Origin of the sequence: uncultured Microscilla sp., from assembly GCF_947493425.1 — a bacterium.
GTDB lineage: Bacteria > Bacteroidota > Bacteroidia > Cytophagales > Microscillaceae > Microscilla.
In genome coordinates, this window is the sequence record NZ_CANLRP010000007.1 from 1 (window position 1) to 18003 (window position 18003).

Sequence of the window (18003 nt, forward strand, 5' to 3'; positions counted from 1 at the left end):
TTAAAAATAAGCCCAAGTGCCTATTTAGGACTTGAACAAGTTTCATTTTCTGATTCCCATTTGGGCGAAACGTAAGTGGCGAAGCTTAGAAAACTGCAATAATTTTTCTGGCAACTTACCCAACACATTATTACGCAATTTCAGTTCTTCAAGGTGTCTAAGTTGCAATACCCATGCAGGTATTTCACGCAGGCGGTTATAAGACAAATCCAGTTGTTTGAGTTGCGTAAAAACGCTCCAGTCAATATGTTGGTTTTCTTCTACCTGAGCAGTTGTAAGCCCCTCAAGGTAAGAGAGCTTTTCAAGCTTTTTGGGTATTCGAGCGTGCCTGTTTCCCAGGTTCAAATAGGTACACTGTGGCATTTGCAGTAACAAATCAATCAAATGATCCAAGTCTATGTCGCCATTGTCTGATACATCCAGTCTTTCAAGTTTTTGTAGCTTTACAAAACTGTCGGGTAGCTGATGAAAGTGGAGACGTCTGATGTGTAACCCAAACCGTTGGGTTGCCTTTGCCATTACCTTGCATACATTGAAAAGCGACAAGTCAAAGTTTTCGCTCAAGTCAATCGTATGAAGGCAAGGTAGTTTTGCCATACTTTCGGGCAAAGTGTTCAACTGGTTGGCATAAACAATCAAAGTTTTTAACTGGGTAATGTGGTGAATAGTTTCGGGCAAGGCTTTCAAACGATTACGTCTGATATTCAAAAACTCTAACTGGGGCATTTGCATTAGTACTGCTGGAACCTGGTGTAAATTATTGCTGCCTAGCTTGAGGTGTTTGAGCTTGTGAAGTTGGGCAAACGAGGCAGGCAAATCTTTGAGGTTGTTGTAAGCGAGGTTTATTTTTTCTACATTTTTCAACGTACCTATGTTATCTGGCAACGAACGAATACTTTTTTTAGGTAAGCTGAGTGCTATGACATCCTCAGGGTTTTCTAAGGCTTGTTGTAGGTTGTGGTAGGTTTTCATGGTGTTGGTATAATTAATATACTGCTTATCAGTAGCTTGGCTGTCATTTGTGTTATTTTAGTGATTTTTGCAAGGGCGATTTCTCCATTTTTTTTGCCCTTTGCCAGTAATACTTATTACAAGTCAATAACAACTCCTTTTACCCAACAATTTAACACTATAAACAATGTTATGAAAAATGATTTGTCTTTATTCTCAAAAGCATTTGACTGATAAATAAGCAAGTGTACATACCTGAGCTAATTATCAGTATTTTAAAGTTATCGTAAGTGAAGTATATCGTAAAATGTAAACTGTCAAACACCTTGTCGAGAAATGTCGGCAAGGTGTTTTTTTGTTTTTTTTAAAAGCCCACGCAACCTTTGTTGTTTAGCCTGCATCATTCATGTAAACGCTATTGATCCATTTTAGGAATCGCTACAATATCAATGGCTAAACCCATATAATTTAAAAAGATATGATGCATTTGTTCAAAAAAGTGTGTGTTTTACTGGTACTACAGTTATTGTGGTTACCTGCCACCCAAGCCCAAGACCAAGGCTTTATTTATGGAAAGCTCACCACTGTAGACGGTAAAACCTATACCGGGCAAATTCGCTGGGGCAAAGAAGAAGCCTACTGGAGCGATATGTTCAACTCTTCTAAAACGCATAATGATAACCTTGACCACCTGTCACGCAGTGAAATGAAAGCCCTCAGGAGACAATCACGTCAGCGAGATTATGGTTTCATCAGAGTAGGCAATCACTATAGTTACGAGCATACATTTGCTTGTCGCTTTGGCGATATTCAAACCATTAAAATAACTGGTCGTAATAGGGTAGAGCTATTACTGAAAAACAAGATGCGTATCAAGCTTAAGGGAGGCTCTAACGACATAGGGGCTACGGTAAGAGTGATGGATAAAGAGCTGGGTGAACTGGCTATTAAGTGGAGCCGAATAGACAAAGTAGACTTTATGCCTACGCCAGCCAAACTGAGTGCCAAAATGGGTAATGCTTTGTATGGTACGGTAGAAACCCGTAAAGGTAAATTTACTGGAATTGTGCAGTGGGACCACGACGAACGTTTAAGCACCGATATACTCAATGGTAAGAGCGAAGATGGACGAATGAAAATACCTTTTAAAAACATAAAAGCCATCAAAAAACACCGATGGGGTAGTTTGGTTGTGCTTCGTTCAGGGCGTGAAGTGTACCTTACTGGAACCAATGACGTAGAAGATGGCAACCGAGGTATTATTGTATCACATCACTTGTTTGGTAGGGTAGATATTGACTGGGATGATTTTAAAAAAGTAACCTTTGATTCTAAGGCTCTCTCTGGCAAAGGTTATAACGACTATAAGGCGCCTGTAATGTTGAAAGGTACCATCACTACCACTGACAAGCGTACCTTAAAAGGAAACATTATTTATGACTTAGACGAGAAACTGTCAATTGAAATACTGGACGGTAAAATAGATGACTTAAAGCATCAAATCCCTTTTGGTATCATCAAGAGCATTACACCCAAAAATCGTGTTTCTTCGGAAATAGAACTAAAATCGGGGCAAAAAATGATATTAGGCGAAAGTCAAGACGTTTCTGACCGTCATACAGGCATAATCGTATTGATGGACAAAGAAAACAAAGAATATATTCCTTGGGACAAGGTAGCAAAAGTTAATTTTGAGTAAATAAATATTTATGGAAAAAGCCCTCTAAACACAATGAACTTGTGTTTAGAGGGCTTTTTTATGTTAGTCTGCCACCAGCACCTAAAACAGTTGATACTTTACCCCCAGCATTATTCCAGTAGTTTTGAGGCTTACTTTACCTGCCCCTACTTTGCCTAAAGGTACTTTTAAGAATGGTTCTGCCTGGATGCTCCATTTTTTGTTCAGGTTTTTTTGCCAACCTACCGATAAGTTCAAAATGCTTAACATGTGTTTATTTTCATTATTCGTTCTCCAACCATAGTTATACGTTTTATCTTCATAGCTAAAGTCATAACGCTCACTAAGCATCCAATACGACGATAGTCCACTGCTGATAAATAAACGGTGTTTGGGTTGGTTATGAAAATAGTAACGTAAATTGATGGGAATCTCTAGCACGTTACAAGTTGCCTCGATGTTTTCTGGTATTTTGCCCCATCTCCATTGTCCGTCTTTAGGAGTGTAAGCTTGAGCACTTGCCCCATAAGCCTTCATCGAGTAGTTTACCCCAGTATTTAGGCTTAGGTTTTTGAGCAGTTCATATTCTACCAATACTCCAGCGTTCCAACGGGTATCAGTCATGGCCATTTTATCTACCATGCTCAAGTCAGGTGCTATTTGTGCAATGACACTGAGCCTAGACTTGAACCTTTTCTGGGTAGGTTTTTTAGTCTCTACCTTGGTTTTTTCTGTCGACATAGAAACAGGCAAAACAGCTGTAAGTGGTAGAGTTGATTTATGTGCTATCACTTGGGTTTTATGAAGTTTACGGTTATTCTTTTGCTCGTTACCAAGAATTATCAAATTTTTATTTTGTTGAGGAGCAGGTGTATTGACAGTAGTGTTTGTAATAGTTGGTTTTTTGGGTGGATGGTTTTTACTCAAAGGGGTAAATACTTTGCCATAGGTATACCCTTGCTGGGGTAAGTTAGATGCAGTATTAGATGACACTTTGGGCGACTTTTTGTGCGAGTGTATAGGCTTAGCTTGACTTGTTGCACCAGTTTTTACCTCATCACTTTGTGTCGAGGCTGTTTTTGTGTTTTTTTTAGGTAGCTTTTGCGTGTCTGTTTCCAATTGTTGAGGAGTGATGACAGCCCCTTGGTTTACGCCATTTTTCTGAGCAATGTTATGGTCTGTTTTGGCAGGAGCAACTGCTTCTTGTTTAGCGGGTTGCAATACATAATAATTTACAAAAATAATTGCCAACAACACCAACAACAATCCACCAAGCCAATACATACCCCTACGCTTGGCATTGCTTCGCTTTATATGCTTACGCATGCTTTGCCAGGCTTCTTGCTTAAATTCATACTGTACATTATCGACAGCCGTTTTAAACAATTCGTCCAAATCATTATCGGGCATATCTTGTATATTCATCCTTGTAATTTTCTCTGAGCAACTTTCTTAAGTTGGCTCTGGCTTTTGATAAATTTGACTTGGACGTACCCACCGAAATTTTGAGCATTTCAGCTATTTCTTCATGAGTATATCCATCAATTACATATAAGTTAAACACTGCGCGGTAACCAGGCGAAAGGAGTTGAATCAACGCAACCAGCTCTTTGTATTGCAATTGACTATAAGTGTCGTCTACTGCATGTTTGTCTGATGCATGCTCTATTTCCTGACCTTGTTTATGTTTCAGGTATTTCTTCTGGTTGTTGAGCGCAATATTGATCATAATGCGACGTAGCCACGATTTGAATGGATAAGCAGAATTGTATAGTTTTATTTTTTTAAAAATTCTCATAAAACCATCATTCAGCACCTCCATGGCTTCGTCATAGTTGGCGGTATAGCGCATACAAACGCTTAAGGCATAGGCATAAAAGTGCTTGTACAGTTGTTCCTGTGATTGCACGTTTTTTTTCCTACACCCATCGACCAATTCCTGAATATGTTTTTCTGGTGGGTTCAAATTTTCTCAAGTTTCAAAACCAATACACTAATGGAGGTTGAAATGGTTGGCTGAGGGGTAAAATTTTTTTTAAAAGATATTGAATAGCATAGTACCAACCTCAACCCCTAGCAAAAACCGTGATAGTTTGGGTTTTAGCATTAAAAAAACACTTCACAACCAGGCAATACTTTGCGTAATTGTTCAATTGTATCTAAGGGCAAGGGGTTACGACTGAGGTAAAGCTGGTGGAGATTTGGAAGATGACCAATAGACGAAGGGAGACGAGTAAGTTGGTTTCCTTCCAAACTTAGTTCTTTGAGTTGATACAATTGTCCTACTTCTTCGGGCAAAGTCTGAAGTTGATTTACACTTAAGTCTAACTCTTGTAATGCCTGGAGTTTACCAATGCTTTTAGGAAGTAGAACAAGCTGGTTATGATGCAACCAAAGTATTTGTAGTTGGGCTAAGTCACCAATTTCGGAAGGCACTCGTTGCAAAGCATTAAAGTTTAACTTCAACTCATTCAATTGTGTCAATTGCCCAATTTCGGGGGGGAGTACCTGTATATCAGTATTATACAAAGTAAGCGATTGTAATTTTTGCAAGCGTACGATCTCTGGTGGTAATACCACTTGATGCCCAAATCTACGCAACGCTGGTTGATTAAAAATTACCAAATGGGCGGCTGTAAGTGGAACAGGCCTAACACCTAAGAAACACTCATATAAAGTAGCATAATCTGCCAGGTATTGATCAAAGCCTGAGCGCCCTTTTAATATTTCCAGCCCCACCGCCACCGATTTTTCGTCGGTTGAGTTGAGCAATTGTAAAAGTTTGTCAGTGTGCTCCATAGTTGGCAATATAAGCAAAAAAACGACCCATAAAATGAGCCGTTTTTTACAAAATTTACAATTTATACACAAAATGAGGCCGTTTAACCAACCTCAAAACCTTAAACCCACCCTTCCAAAAATTGAAGATCAAACTTAAAGGGCTTAGCCGTTTCATCTACTATTTTGAATAAATGCGGGTAATATTTTCTCAACTCACGAATGTACAAGTCGTAAGGCAAATCAGCGAAATCGCCATAATCATGTACATATTTCAAATACTTGTGCTTGCGTCTGTGATGTTTTTTAAATAGCTTCTCTTCTGGAATGCCAAAATCCAGCGGGGGCAAGTCCAGGTAGTCACAAGCCTCTCGGTTAAAAGCAGGAGAGAGTTTTACCCAGTGATTGCCCATCCATAGTTCTACATAACTATGAAAAACCAGCATGTCAGACTGTAATACGTTTCCAAGTTGTTCAGCGGTAAGGTTACTACGCAAATTGGCAAAACTTACCCGACTTGGTATACCTACTGCCCTTGCTGCTGCTGCTAACAAAGTACTTTTTTCTATGTCGGTACCTACTCCACGTTTTACCAAAGCACTGGCTTTGAGTTTGCTTGGGTGTAGGTCTATATGTCCTAAATCAAATTTAAAATCGTCGCGCACCGCATAAAAAAGCTCTACAGCTTTTTCGGTGTCATATTTCAATCCATTGGTTACCTGATGTGCATAATCAATCACTGCAGGATTATTACTGTCAATAAACTCAGCAGGTGTTAAGTATGCCTCTAATGCATGATCTGTTCTCATTCTCTCTTAAATTTATATATGCCTTACTTTCTGAGGTTAAAAAATGAACCTCACTGGTTGAAGAGAATTTTTTACTTATTATTTTTCCCCATCAAATGAGGGGTGTGTTATGCTTGAATGACTACCTGAGCATTGAGCCACTCTACACTATCAGCCCAAAGCGAGCCCTTAAATTTTTCTCTGAAAAAACCAAAATGATCAATTCGATTGACACCTAAATCCTGAGGAGCCAGGTGACGATGCGTAATATCAGCTTTTTCGTAGCGATTGAGCAATGCTTTTACTGCCTTGATTGGGGCGTATCCATCATCGGTAAAACTCCACGAAAGCAAGGGTACTTCCAGTTCGCCATGTTGCTTGGGTACTTCAAAATCATACCCAAACAAGTAGTCAGGATGGCTTCCCCATTGACTCCACTCCATTGCCACTCCCTTGGGCAGGTTTTCAAACAACCCTAGTTTTTTTGCTGGAAAATAACCAAACAGCCTAGCCAAAGAGGGAAGCATATACTTCCAAAAAAACTTAAGTTTAGCCCTGCCTTTGTCCCAGTAAGTCCAGTTGCCCACTTGCGAAGCTACCAGCATAACTGCCTGTACCTTTTGGCAAGAAGGAGCCAACCCTAAGGCTTGCCCACCTACGCTGTGTCCTATAGCTGTGAGCGGCAAATTGGGGTGTTGCATGGTGGCGTACTCTATCATTGTATTCACATCTACAATGCCCCACTGGTGAATACTTGCCTCAAAACCTCGCAATGATTTTGGGCTTGACCCACCAATACCGCGATAATCATAGCTGTATACTTGAAACCCTTCATTTGCCAAAAATGCAGCAAACTTATTATAATATTGCCTGAGTACTCCCATTGCGGAGTTAATCAGCACCACCGCTTTAGGAGCGCCTGCCGGGTTAAACGATGTAACCGCAAGTGGGTGACCATCAGGGGTGGTTATTTTTAATTCTTGCATCAGTGTTGTGTGTGAATGAATATTGTTAGTTTTATTTTACATCAAGTCAAATTGTTTCAAATGATGACGGTAGTGTTTGTGATGCAATTGTTGTAATTCTTCAAAAGACAGCGCCCCCATAGTCGGGTTATAAGGTTGTAAGTCAGGGTTTTGTGAAAAAGCCTGATAGAACCGATTTATAGCCTCAACTGCTGCTTCACGGGCTTCGTCAAAAGTAGTATAGTGCAGGTCTTCCAGTTTACCTGTCTTTGCATCATTCTTTTTAAACTCCCCTTCATTTACAAAAGCCTTAAATTTGAGTTGCCCTTCGGTAGGTTCAGCAGGTGGAGTGCCGTATTGTTTGACGCTTGCTTTAGTGATTTTAGCCAGGTGTTCGAGCATGTGTTGGGCAGTCATCATACCCCACTGAGGAGTTGCATCCGCTTTAAGTTTTTGGAGTATGTTGGGTACTTGGGTAGTCAAAAATTCCCGGTGACTGACAGTTGTGTTCATCATAGTATATTGTGTTTTGTTGATTGATTCTGATAATTATCTATTCATTCAGGCGTAAGCACAGCTTATCGCTAATTATTTAGCTGTTTCCATCACAGGTTTTTTCTTATTTTTAGGAATCCATGCCCACAACATCTCACATTCTACAGGTGCCACCCCTGCCTCATCGGTTACCACCACTTTTACCAACACCTCTCCTTTGTCTTCGCTGTGCAGCAATTGGATTTGTTCGGGGGTAAGCGTTGCAATTGCTTTCATCGCCCCTTGCGATCGTTTTACATAATTTACCTTCATTGTTTTCATCAAAGGCAGTTTATCATCCGGCAGGTTCATGCCTACCATCATTCCTGTAGCAGTTTCGGCAAGTAGTGCAGTGGCTGCGGCATGTATTTGTTTGATATGATTGCGAACTTTCTTGCGGTTCTTGAGCGTAATTATTACCTCCTCAGTGCTCATTTTTTCAAACCTGATTCCAGCCGTTCCTACAAATGGCACGGTGCGTCCTATAGTCCAGGAAAGCAAAGGTTTGTACCAGGATTTAGGGTAGCTTTCCAGCTTTTTTACTGCGCGTTGTAATCTATTAGGCTTTGTCATATCAGTTTATTGAATAGTCATTAAAAAATATATAAACTTTATTGTTCTTACTTGGTGCTTTATTTCAGGTTTTTCAACAATTTTACGCTTATAAGTGTATTTTGTAAATAAATTTATTGAACAGTCATTCAATTTTTAATGCAAAAAATAATTGCCAAATTGCTATTTATCTTCAAGTTCTAAAGAACAACTTAACAATCAGGGCTTACTTATAGGCTAATCGAGTAACCTCGTTCCCCTGTCAAGGGCTTTAAAAAAATACTTAGGATCATTGTAGAGTCTCATCAACATAATGCCACCTTCTACATCCTGCACTGCTTGTTCGGCTTTTTCTACAGCAATGGCTTCTACATATTTTTCTTTGAGTAAATGAGCATTGGCGGCAATCCAATCATCAAAAAAGGCACGTATAACCGGGATAAACTGTGGTTGATCTTGTACCATTTCTAACACCGTATTTGCCATAATACAGCCACCTTCGGCTCTTAAAAAGACATCTCTGGTGATCTCTACCATTTCGTTGAGTCGTTCACGTACTGGCTTATCTTCTTGATAAGCAATACAAAACACCTTACGGTTAAAATACCCATGTACTGCTTTTAGTATTTCTTCCAGCAAGTGTTCTTTACTTTTAAAGTAATAGTAAAACAACGATTGTTTAATGCCGCAAGCTTCTGCCAGCTTTTTAATACCTGTATTGTAGTAACCGTCTTTTCGAAATACTTCCAGACAGGTAGATATCATCTCCTTCTTTACGTCAGTATTCTTAGACATAACATTGAATAATATAAAGTGATTTTTCTGATGGTCGCACAATTATATTTATTGAACGATCATTCAAATTTATGAAAACTTCTCTGAAACTCAAAAAATATTTCCTGGAGGTAGTGTAAGATTGGGGCTTATTTGATTTTTTTTGATGAAACTGTAATAATAATTAACCAAGTGTGACTAATCTTTCAGATATTTAAAACCAATCAAACCCATTTTATAAAACTTAAATTACTCTAATGAAAAAATATTTTTCTTTATTAATAGCCTTAATGCTAATCAACGCAGGATTTTGTGTGCAAGCCCAAACAGTAGACAAAATATTGAATAGTTATTTTGAAAATACTGGCGGTAAAGCCAAGTGGAATAAACTGAACTCTATGATTATGGAGGGAAAAGTAGAGGCGCAAGGGCAACAAATTCCGGTAAAAATGTATAACCAACGTCCTAATTTTCAGCGTATGGAAATGGTGTTTCAGGGCAAAACAATAGTGCAACGTGCTTACGATGGCAAAGATGCCTGGGCGTCTAACCCCATTGCTGGCAAAACGGTAAAATTGCCTGAAGAGCAAGCCAAAGAATTAGCCGAAGATATGTTCGAACCTGCTTATCTTAACTATAAGGCCAAAGGGCACAAGATAGTGCTTGATGGTAAAGAAGAGATAGAGGGTACTGAGTGTAACAAGCTAAAGTTAACCAAGAAGAATGGCGACGTAGAGTACTTGTTTTTTGACACTGAAAGCAATGTATTATTAATGCAACGTACTACCGTAAAACAAGGACCTTCTAAAGGTACTCAAATAGACTCTTTTATGAGTGACTACAAAGAAGTAGGTGGCTTAATGATACCTCATGCTTTGACTCAAAAGATGGGTACGAACACGTTTACGGTTACTATGGATAAGATTACGTTGAATTCTAAGATTGATAAGAGCTTGTTTTCTTTCCCAAAAAAGAAATAAAATAAACGCTCAATAAACATTTGACTCCCTTCAATCAGCTATTGGCTCCTTATATTGGCAGGTTTACCCACTTACAATAGCGAGGAAGTGTTTTCATTGGTAGTTTTAGTGATAGATTAAATCATTAAACACACGCTACAATAATGAAAAAACATACCTGGGTTATTCGTGGAATTTTATTGGGAGTTTATTGCCTGGTGGCACAATTGACTTATGCCCAAACACTCAAAGAAGTTATTGCATTGCACCAAAAGAGTGTACAAGCTACTTCGAAGTCAAAGCTTACTTCTATGGTACTCAAAGGTACAACTACTATGGGAGGGATGGAGTTTGTGACTCAAGTATACCGAAAAACACCTCATTTTTTTAAGGTGGAGGTGACTATACAGGGCAAAACTCTGGTCAATGCGTATGACGGGGCCAATGCTTGGCAGATTTATCCTTTTCCAGGGGGCAGTGATAAACCTCAATATATGGCAGGCGCCGCAAAAACAAGTACCATCATAGATGCTGACTTTGAGTATGAGTTTATCGATGCCGCTAAAAAAGGACACAAGGCAACCTTGGAAGGTACCGAAGAGGTAGAAGGGTCTACTTGTTATAAAATAAAAGTGGTAAGAAAAGACCAACAGGTAAAGACTTTCTTTTTGGATACAGACTCAGGGGTTTTGATTATGGCACGAGGCAAGTCGGTACACCCAATGAAACCTGATGTATTGGTAGAAAAAGAAACTTACCAAAGCGATTTCAAAGAAGTGAACGGTTATATGATTGCCCACTATATGGAAGAGCGTATTGATGGAAAAGTAATTGCCAAAATGCAATTTGACAGCGTTCAGGTAAATGAAAAAATCCCTAATAAAATATTTACATTTTCTGAAAAACAATGAGGTATTTGATGTTGTCAAATGGAGCAGTAGATATAATATAAATAACGATTGTCAGGTAATGAAGTAGCGAAGGCATACTTAGTTGTCTGACATTTTTTTTTGAAAAAGAAACTTAAACTTCTCTGAAATGAATATCATACAAAAAACCAAGTGGGCAATGCTTGTTTGGTGTGGAATACTATGGTCTGGAATGACTCTTACCTATGCCCAAACCAAAAAGCCGCTTAAAGGAGGTAAAATATTTGGAACGATGCAAGCGCGTCATATCGGGCCGGCAGTAATGAGTGGACGGGTAAGTGATATTGATGGGGTAAACAGTGACCCTAAAACTTTTTATGTAGGTACAGCGGGTGGTGGAGTATGGAAAACCACCAGCGGAGGTGTTAACTTTCGCCCTGTTTTCGACAAGCACTCACAATCTATAGGCAAGGTAACTGTAGATCAGCAAAACCCTAAAACTATTTGGGTGGGTACTGGTGAGCCTTGGGTACGCAATAGTGTATCGGTGGGCACAGGTTTGTATAAGACTACCGATGGAGGTAAAAATTGGAAGTTGATGGGTTTCAAAGATTCGGAACGAATCAGTGAAATTATTGTACACCCCAAAAACTCTGACATTGTGTATGTGGGTGTATTGGGGCATTTGTGGGACGCACACAGAACCCGTGGAGTGTATAAAACCGAAGATGGAGGTAAAACCTGGAAGCAATTGTTATATGTAGACGAAAATACTGGGTTGGCTGATATGGCAATGGACGCTAAAAACCCAGAGGTAATTTATGCTTCTATGTGGCAGTTTCGTCGCTCTCCCGATTTTTTTGAGTCTGGTGGCAAAGGCAGTGCCTTATATAAAACAACTGATGGGGGAAAAACCTGGAAAAAAATCCATAATGGTTTTCCTAAAGGCGTATTGGGGCGCATGGCAGTACAACCAGCTCCTTCTAAACCAAATATAGTATATGCTACTGTAGAATCAGAAAAAAGAGCAAAAAATGGTTTATATAAGTCTACCGATGGTGGTACTAACTGGAAACTGATTAATACTGATTTTGGGGTAGTAGTACGTCCTTTTTATTTTGCCCGTTTGGTGGTAGACCCAAAAGATGAAAATAAAGTTTTTAAAATGGGGCTAAACCTCATTATAAGTAAAGATGGCGGCAAGCGTTTTCGTACGGTAGGCAGTGGTGTACATTCTGATATGCATACAGTGTGGGTAAATCCGCAAAATACTAAGAATATATTGGTAGGCACCGATGGTGGTGTGTATCAGTCGTTTGATGATGGAATGTTTTTTATGCACTTAAAAAACCTCCCCATCTCTCAGTTTTACCGCGTAAGCGTAGACAATGAACGCCCTTATAATGTATATGGAGGTTTGCAAGACAATGGTAGCTGGGTAGGTCCTTCTCGTTCGTCTAATGGTGTGCAAAACCGTGATTGGAGCAACCTGGGAGGAGGTGATGGTTTTGTGGCAATGCGTCATCCTAAAAACAAAAACCTGGTATACTGCGAAATGCAAGGAGGTAAAATGTGGCGCTATAATCTAAGTTCGGGGCAGCGAAAGACCATTACCCCAATGCCTCAGCAAAACGATCCTAAATATCGTTTTAACTGGAATACACCTGCCGTATTAAGTGTACACAACCCTAATAGATTGTATATGGGGAGCCAGTTTTTGCACATTTCAAATGACAATGGTGAATCGTGGAAAAAAATCTTACCTGATTTAACTACTAATAGCCCCAAACGACAACGACGTGCATCGGGTGGGCTCACGCCTGATGTATCGGCTGCCGAAACCAATACTACTATTTTTACAATTAGTGAATCGGTACTGGACGAAAAAGTGATATGGGTAGGTACTGATGATGGCAACCTACAGGTGACTATGAACGGAGGTAAAAGCTGGATGAACGCTACGCCTAATATCAAAGGTTTACCTAAAAACACTTGGTGTAGTAGTGTAGAAGCCAGCCGTTTTGATAAAAATACAGCTTATGCAACTTTTGATGGGCATCGTACTGGAGACAAGAAAGCGTATGTATACCAAACGACTGATGGGGGCAAAACCTGGAAGTCGCTTGCTACGGCTGATATTAAAGGCTATGCCCACGTGATTCGTGAAGACCTGAAAAGCCGTGATTTATTATTTTTGGGTACTGAGTTGGGCTTGTATATAAGCATAGATCAAGGCAAAAATTGGTCACGTTTTAAAAATAATTTGCCTATGGTAAGTATTCGTGATATGGTACTACAAGCCAACGAAGATGACTTGGTCATGGGTACACACGGACGGGGTATTATTATTATAGATGATATTTCACCTTTGCGACAAATAACGCCTGAAATAGCCAGTAAAAAACTTCACTTCTTAAAGCCTAAACCTATCATTATCCGCACTTTGGGTGGTGGACAAGAGTTTCCTGGAGCAGCAGAATTTGTGGGCGAAAACCCTAACCCTGCTGGAAAGATCATCTATTTTCAGAAGAAACGCCACATTTTTGGTTCTATGAAAATAGAGATATTTGATGCTAAAGGTAAAAAAGTGAGTACTGTACCTGCGGCTAAAAGTGCAGGGCTCAATGTGGTATACTGGAACCCTCGTCTGAAGGCTCCTAAAACGCCCAAAGCCAAAACCTTTACTTTTGGAGCATTCAATGGCCCATTATTGCCTGAAGGTACTTATACAGTAAAGCTAACCAAAGGCAAAGACAAGTTTGAAACTACTATAGAGGTAAAGGCAGATCCCAACTCACCTTATACTGCGGCAGACCGCAAGGCTTACCAACAAACTACCATGCATTTGTACAACCTGATAGAAAAGTTAGCTTATACTGCCAATGTAGTACAAACCATCATGAAAAGTACGGCTGCCAAAGCTAAAAGCGAAGTGAAAAGAAATAAACGTTTAGCAAAAAAGCTTAAAACAATGTCTAATGAAATGGCTGCTTTTAACAGTGAGTTGGTGATCACAAGCGGCGACAACTATACAGATAGTGCTGAAGAACGTTTGAACGAAAAGTTAGCAGCATTGTATGGTGAAGTCAGCGCGTATAGTGGACGCCCTTCAAAAGATCAATTACAGCGTGTTGATGTGTTGGAGAAAAAGGTAGAAGCCGCTTATCAGCGTATGTTGAAGATTAAAAACAAAGATTTAAAAAGTATGAATGCTCGTTTGGCAAAAGCCAATATAGGAGAGATTAAGGTAAAAACAATGGAAGAGTTTAAGAAGAGCGATAAATAGGCACTTATTTTCTTTACTAGTGCATTGGGGATTAAATAAATATATTATTTATTCGATGGTATTTTGTTTGCTGACGCACTTCAAAAAGTGCGCATAGTTAGTTTACAATTCCGATGCATATCGCATTGGTCAGGGCTTAAAATTCCGCCTGTAAAAACCAGCTTCAAGTTGTGTTGAATCACAATTTTTATGGAATCGTTCAAAACTCTTTGCTCGTTTTTATGCCACTTATTACGAATATTAGCCCCAGTGGGGAGAAACCTTGGTAGAAAAAATAAACGAAACGGGACACGGCTCCGTAGGAGTTGCGCCTAAAAGAGTCGTTTTTGATGATTTTGACGGTATTTTAAGTATTCGTAAAATTAAGCTTTGACGCATGCGATGCATATCGGAACCAAAGCTACGTAAGCTTTTTGAAGTAAAGTAAGCGGGCTAAAGACTCCGAATAATATGATAGGAATTTAGTTTCCAGTGCACTGGTTTTATAAACAGGCCCTGTTCATTGAGTTGAGCAGGTTTTTTTATGTTTGGAGAAGGGCACTAAAGTAAAAAACGAGACCCTAACAGAATCTCGTTTTTCTTTCCTAACCACAAAGCTTATTAAATATCTTTGATTAATATATATTCAAACCAGATACCAAAATCATTTTTGCTTAGAAAATATTTTTTAAGTATTTGATAGTCAGTGTTATAAAGTTGTAATTTTTTATTTTCACGAAAGTGAACGGGCTGCAAAATAATTGTTTTTATACGTTATTTCGTAACGATTGCGGTATTTCGTTAATGCTATGGGTTTACTACCCTCCGCGAAGGTCTTTGACCTGAGCAATGCCACTCGAGACATTGTGTACGACTTGTGTAAGAGCTTTTAGGTTAGCAAGTGTGGGTCAAAAGACCAACCCCTGAGACGGTATTTTTTTGTTGAATTGCCTGTGAAATGAACAACGAGTTTAAGGTAAAATAAGGAAGGAGAGTGTAGGGTAATCCTTGTGTTTGCCTTGATGTGTAACCACCAAGTATGATAGATATATAATGATTTGGGAAGAGTACTAAAGTAAAAAACGAGACCCTAACAGAATCTCGTTTTTCTTTCCTAACCACAAAGCTTATTAAATATCTTTGGTTAATATATATTCAAACCAAAGACCAAAAGCTTTTTAGCCTGAAAGTTGTTTTATAAGTAATTGATAATCAGTGAAATAAAATTTTATTTTTTCAATTTCATAAAAATGAGAGAGGCTAAAAGTGAGGATTTTTCTACGTTATTTCGTAACGATTGCGGTATTTCGTTTATGGGTTTACTACCCTCCGCGAAGGTCTTTGACCTGAGCAATGCCACTCGAAACATTGTGTACGACTTGTGTAAGGGCTTTTAGGTTAGCAAGTGTGGGTCAAAAGACCAACCCCTGAGACGATATTTTTTTGTTGAATTGCCTACGAAATGAACAACGAGTTTAAGGTAAAATAAGGAAGGAGAATTCCTTGTGTTTGCCTTGATGTGTAACCACCAAGTATGATAGAGATATAATGATTTGGGAAGGGTACTAAAGTAAAAAACGAGACCCTAACAGAATCTCGTTTTTCTTTCCTAACCACAAAGCTTATTAAATATCTTTGATTAGTATATATTCAAACCAAAGACCAAAATTATTTTTACTTGGAAAATATTTTTTAAGTATCTGATAGTCAGTGTTATAAAGTTGTAATTTTTTATTTTCCCAGAAATGGGATTGGCTAAAAAGAGTGATATTTATACGTTATTTCGTAACGATTGCGGTATTTCGTGTCGAGTATTATCCCATAAATTTGTTACCTTTAAAGCAAACCAATACCATGAAAGAATATGACTATAGAAGAATTGAAACAATTTTTTGACGAACGCCCTTCATTGAGTGTCAATGGGGTAACATTGGAGGCAGGGCTTTCCGAAAGTTATTTGAGTAAAATTTTGAGAGACACTAGACCTTTATCCAGCAAAACAGTGGATAAATTAAAGCCTGTACTAAAAAAATATGGCTACGGTTGTAAATAATTAGTCCCGAAATTCGGTACTTTTTACTCCTTTTTACTATATTTGTATCACTTTTTCGGGTGAGAAAGTAGCCAATGAGTATAGCTTGGAACCTGTCTCATTGGCTTTTATTCACGTTAAACAACACGAATAATGCAATGTACACAACCCTCATTGAATAGTCAAAATATGTCGTTACAAAACGATGCTAAAATACACCTAAACTCCCTTATTGATAATTTATGTTATAGTTTGCAACGCAGGCTTGAAAACATTTCGGCTTTGAGCCAAGACTCGCTAGAGTATTTCCAAGCGCAAAATTCTTCACAAATTGATCATCATTTATTAATGTTAGAGGATGAGCTACGTCTTGCCCGCAACGATTGGGCGTTAATAGAGTGGTTGGGTAGGTAGGCGGTAAAATAGAAACACCTTTTCAGACCACCGCATAACGGTTTTTGAGAAGGTGTTGATTATATGGAAAAGAAACCGAGCCCTAATTAAAACTGTTCTGCTTCTTGAATAATTTCTTCTAACAAGTGAAGCTTTTTATTTTGCAAAGTTTCTATTTGTTGTTGAAGTTCTTTCATTTGCTTCAATTTACCTTGTACTTCACTTGGGGCAGTAATGGCCCCTGTAATCCAGTACTCAGCAATTTTCATTTTTTCGTCCTGAGTTGCAAGCATTTCCATAATTGTACGATTTATACATTCCTTATAAATAACTAGAGTTATTTTATAAATCTAAATTACAGAAATTTATTTTTTATTCCAATAGCTTTCTTTTTCATTAGGGAAGTCCTTTTGCTTAATATCGCTCACGTAATTTTGAATAGACCCCGTAATTACAGAATGTAAGTCGGCATAGCGACGTAAAAAACGCGGTTTGAAATCCTTATTTATTCCCAGCATATCTTGTAGTACCAATACTTGCCCATCAGTATCAACCCCAGCTCCAATACCAACGGTAGGAACTTTCAAGGACTCAGATACTTTTTTGGCAAGTGGCGCAGGTATTTTTTCCAGTACTATTCCAAAACAACCACACTCTTGTAAAATAAGGGCATCTTGAATAAGCTTAGCAGCTTCTTCTTCTTCCTTGGCGCGCACAGTATAAGTACCAAATTTATAAATAGACTGAGGGGTAAGCCCCAAGTGTCCCATGACTGGTACACCAGCACTTAATACCCTCGTTACCGATTCTTTGATTTCGGCACCACCTTCCAGTTTTACTGCGTGGGCGCCCGACTCTTTCATAATACGAATAGCTGAGCGCAATGCCTCTTCGGAGTTGCCCTGGTAAGAGCCAAAAGGCAAATCAACTACAATCAGGGCGCGTTTGGCAGCTCTTACTACTGCCGATGCGTGGTAAATCATTTGATCGAGGGTAATAGGCAAGGTAGTTTCGTGCCCTGCCATTACGTTAGACGCAGAGTCACCTACTAAAATAACATCTACTCCAGCGCCATCTACAATTTTGGCCAGGGAGTAGTCATAAGCGGTAAGCATAGATATTTTTTCGCCTAGGGTTTTCATTTCCTGAAGCGAGTGAGTAGTTACTCGTTTGAGTTCTGCACTATATGTAGACATAAGGTGTTGGTTTTTTTTAAGTAATGCGATTGGGTCAGACGCATGAGGCTTTGGTTAGCCAGTACCCAATAAAGTGATACAAATATTGATAAGAACAGAAGTTTTGGTTGGTTTGATGGTTAATTACTGCAATAAAACTACCTTTACCCCTGTTTTCTGTGAGGGTCAAATGTAGTACAATTTATTGAGAAACCGAGAAAAGATTTGGCAAAGCCATCGGCTATGCAAGGGGTTTTTAGTAGCTTTGTGGAATTTTTTGACACAATAGA

General features: G+C 38.9%; 17 protein-coding genes. 6 read left to right on the forward strand and 11 right to left on the reverse strand.

Annotated elements, in window-relative coordinates; all coding sequences use genetic code 11:
- Window positions 1–42: 42 nt before the first annotated feature.
- Entirely contained in the window at window positions 43–972 is a 930-nt protein-coding gene (locus tag Q0954_RS03580; RefSeq protein ID WP_299453720.1) for a hypothetical protein, read from the reverse strand.
- Window positions 973–1429: 457 nt separating this feature from the next.
- Between Q0954_RS03580 and Q0954_RS03585 the strand changes: the two genes are divergently transcribed.
- Entirely contained in the window at window positions 1430–2650 is a 1221-nt protein-coding gene (locus Q0954_RS03585; RefSeq protein WP_299453722.1) for a hypothetical protein, read from the forward strand.
- Between the two features lie 81 nt (window positions 2651–2731).
- Here the strand turns inward: Q0954_RS03585 and Q0954_RS03590 are convergent, their stop codons facing one another.
- From Q0954_RS03590 to Q0954_RS03625, 8 genes are all read right to left on the reverse strand, one after another.
- Window positions 2732–4054, reverse strand: coding sequence for an outer membrane beta-barrel protein (locus Q0954_RS03590; protein WP_299453725.1), 1323 nt, complete (start codon window positions 4052–4054; stop codon window positions 2732–2734).
- The gene (locus Q0954_RS03595; RefSeq protein WP_299453728.1) at window positions 4029–4595 is read right to left on the reverse strand and encodes a sigma-70 family RNA polymerase sigma factor; all 567 of its coding nucleotides are present in this window, start codon (window positions 4593–4595) and stop codon (window positions 4029–4031) included. Before Q0954_RS03595 ends, Q0954_RS03590 begins: the two co-directional genes overlap by 26 nt.
- Window positions 4596–4735: 140 nt before the next feature.
- Window positions 4736–5428, reverse strand: a complete 693-nt coding sequence (locus tag Q0954_RS03600; protein WP_299453730.1) for a leucine-rich repeat domain-containing protein — start codon at window positions 5426–5428, stop codon at window positions 4736–4738.
- A gap of 101 nt (window positions 5429–5529) precedes the next feature.
- Window positions 5530–6216: a transglutaminase-like domain-containing protein gene (locus Q0954_RS03605; RefSeq protein WP_299453733.1), complete on the reverse strand. Its 687-nt coding sequence runs from the start codon at window positions 6214–6216 to the stop codon at window positions 5530–5532.
- 107 nt (window positions 6217–6323) lie between these two features.
- Window positions 6324–7181 (reverse strand): alpha/beta fold hydrolase, encoded by an 858-nt coding sequence (locus Q0954_RS03610; protein ID WP_299453736.1) that lies wholly within the window; start codon window positions 7179–7181, stop codon window positions 6324–6326.
- A 36-nt stretch (window positions 7182–7217) separates the two neighbouring features.
- Window positions 7218–7676, reverse strand: a complete 459-nt coding sequence (locus Q0954_RS03615; protein ID WP_299453738.1) for a DUF1569 domain-containing protein — start codon at window positions 7674–7676, stop codon at window positions 7218–7220.
- Between the two features lie 72 nt (window positions 7677–7748).
- Complete coding sequence (locus tag Q0954_RS03620) at window positions 7749–8267, reverse strand: DUF4442 domain-containing protein (RefSeq protein ID WP_299453740.1); 519 nt, start codon at window positions 8265–8267, stop codon at window positions 7749–7751.
- A gap of 216 nt (window positions 8268–8483) precedes the next feature.
- Window positions 8484–9041, reverse strand: coding sequence for a TetR/AcrR family transcriptional regulator (locus Q0954_RS03625; protein ID WP_299453744.1), 558 nt, complete (start codon window positions 9039–9041; stop codon window positions 8484–8486).
- Between the two features lie 236 nt (window positions 9042–9277).
- On the opposite strand from Q0954_RS03625, the gene Q0954_RS03630 reads away from it, so the two are divergent.
- The 5 genes from Q0954_RS03630 to Q0954_RS03650 all read left to right on the forward strand — a co-directional run bounded on the left by Q0954_RS03630 (window position 9278) and on the right by Q0954_RS03650 (window position 16559).
- A complete protein-coding gene (locus Q0954_RS03630) occupies window positions 9278–10000 on the forward strand; it encodes an outer membrane lipoprotein-sorting protein (protein WP_299453746.1) in 723 nt (240 codons plus the stop codon).
- A gap of 143 nt (window positions 10001–10143) precedes the next feature.
- A complete protein-coding gene (locus Q0954_RS03635; RefSeq protein ID WP_299453748.1) occupies window positions 10144–10890 on the forward strand; it encodes an outer membrane lipoprotein-sorting protein in 747 nt (248 codons plus the stop codon).
- A 127-nt stretch (window positions 10891–11017) separates the two neighbouring features.
- A complete protein-coding gene (locus Q0954_RS03640) occupies window positions 11018–14134 on the forward strand; it encodes a hypothetical protein (protein WP_299453750.1) in 3117 nt (1038 codons plus the stop codon).
- A 1843-nt stretch (window positions 14135–15977) separates the two neighbouring features.
- On the forward strand, window positions 15978–16166 hold the full coding sequence (locus Q0954_RS03645) for a DeoR family transcriptional regulator (RefSeq protein WP_299453753.1): 189 nt from the start codon (window positions 15978–15980) through the stop codon (window positions 16164–16166).
- 168 nt (window positions 16167–16334) lie between these two features.
- Window positions 16335–16559, forward strand: coding sequence for a hypothetical protein (locus Q0954_RS03650; protein ID WP_299453755.1), 225 nt, complete (start codon window positions 16335–16337; stop codon window positions 16557–16559).
- A gap of 86 nt (window positions 16560–16645) precedes the next feature.
- Here the strand turns inward: Q0954_RS03650 and Q0954_RS03655 are convergent, their stop codons facing one another.
- Complete coding sequence (locus tag Q0954_RS03655; protein ID WP_299453756.1) at window positions 16646–16837, reverse strand: hypothetical protein; 192 nt, start codon at window positions 16835–16837, stop codon at window positions 16646–16648.
- Window positions 16838–16903: 66 nt separating this feature from the next.
- Window positions 16904–17734: a 3-methyl-2-oxobutanoate hydroxymethyltransferase gene (gene panB / locus Q0954_RS03660; protein ID WP_299453758.1), complete on the reverse strand. Its 831-nt coding sequence runs from the start codon at window positions 17732–17734 to the stop codon at window positions 16904–16906.
- Window positions 17735–18003: the final 269 nt, after the last annotated feature.

Bases quoted from the DNA above. Each gene is read 5' to 3' on its own strand.
- Q0954_RS03635 (WP_299453748.1), top strand. From the start codon at position 10,144: ATGAAAAAACATACCTGGGTTATTCGTGGAATTTTATTGGGAGTTTAT.
- Q0954_RS03600 (WP_299453730.1), bottom strand. From the start codon at position 5,428: ATGGAGCACACTGACAAACTTTTACAATTGCTCAACTCAACCGACGAA.
- Q0954_RS03630 (WP_299453746.1), top strand. From the start codon at position 9,278: ATGAAAAAATATTTTTCTTTATTAATAGCCTTAATGCTAATCAACGCA.
- Q0954_RS03605 (WP_299453733.1), bottom strand. From the start codon at position 6,216: ATGAGAACAGATCATGCATTAGAGGCATACTTAACACCTGCTGAGTTT.
- Q0954_RS03620 (WP_299453740.1), bottom strand. From the start codon at position 8,267: ATGACAAAGCCTAATAGATTACAACGCGCAGTAAAAAAGCTGGAAAGC.
- Q0954_RS03585 (WP_299453722.1), top strand. From the start codon at position 1,430: ATGATGCATTTGTTCAAAAAAGTGTGTGTTTTACTGGTACTACAGTTA.
- Q0954_RS03645 (WP_299453753.1), top strand. From the start codon at position 15,978: ATGACTATAGAAGAATTGAAACAATTTTTTGACGAACGCCCTTCATTG.
- Q0954_RS03640 (WP_299453750.1), top strand. From the start codon at position 11,018: ATGAATATCATACAAAAAACCAAGTGGGCAATGCTTGTTTGGTGTGGA.
- Q0954_RS03580 (WP_299453720.1), bottom strand. From the start codon at position 972: ATGAAAACCTACCACAACCTACAACAAGCCTTAGAAAACCCTGAGGAT.
- panB (WP_299453758.1), bottom strand. From the start codon at position 17,734: ATGTCTACATATAGTGCAGAACTCAAACGAGTAACTACTCACTCGCTT.
- Q0954_RS03650 (WP_299453755.1), top strand. From the start codon at position 16,335: ATGTCGTTACAAAACGATGCTAAAATACACCTAAACTCCCTTATTGAT.
- Q0954_RS03615 (WP_299453738.1), bottom strand. From the start codon at position 7,676: ATGATGAACACAACTGTCAGTCACCGGGAATTTTTGACTACCCAAGTA.
- Q0954_RS03590 (WP_299453725.1), bottom strand. From the start codon at position 4,054: ATGAATATACAAGATATGCCCGATAATGATTTGGACGAATTGTTTAAA.
- Q0954_RS03610 (WP_299453736.1), bottom strand. From the start codon at position 7,181: ATGCAAGAATTAAAAATAACCACCCCTGATGGTCACCCACTTGCGGTT.
- Q0954_RS03625 (WP_299453744.1), bottom strand. From the start codon at position 9,041: ATGTCTAAGAATACTGACGTAAAGAAGGAGATGATATCTACCTGTCTG.
- Q0954_RS03655 (WP_299453756.1), bottom strand. From the start codon at position 16,837: ATGGAAATGCTTGCAACTCAGGACGAAAAAATGAAAATTGCTGAGTAC.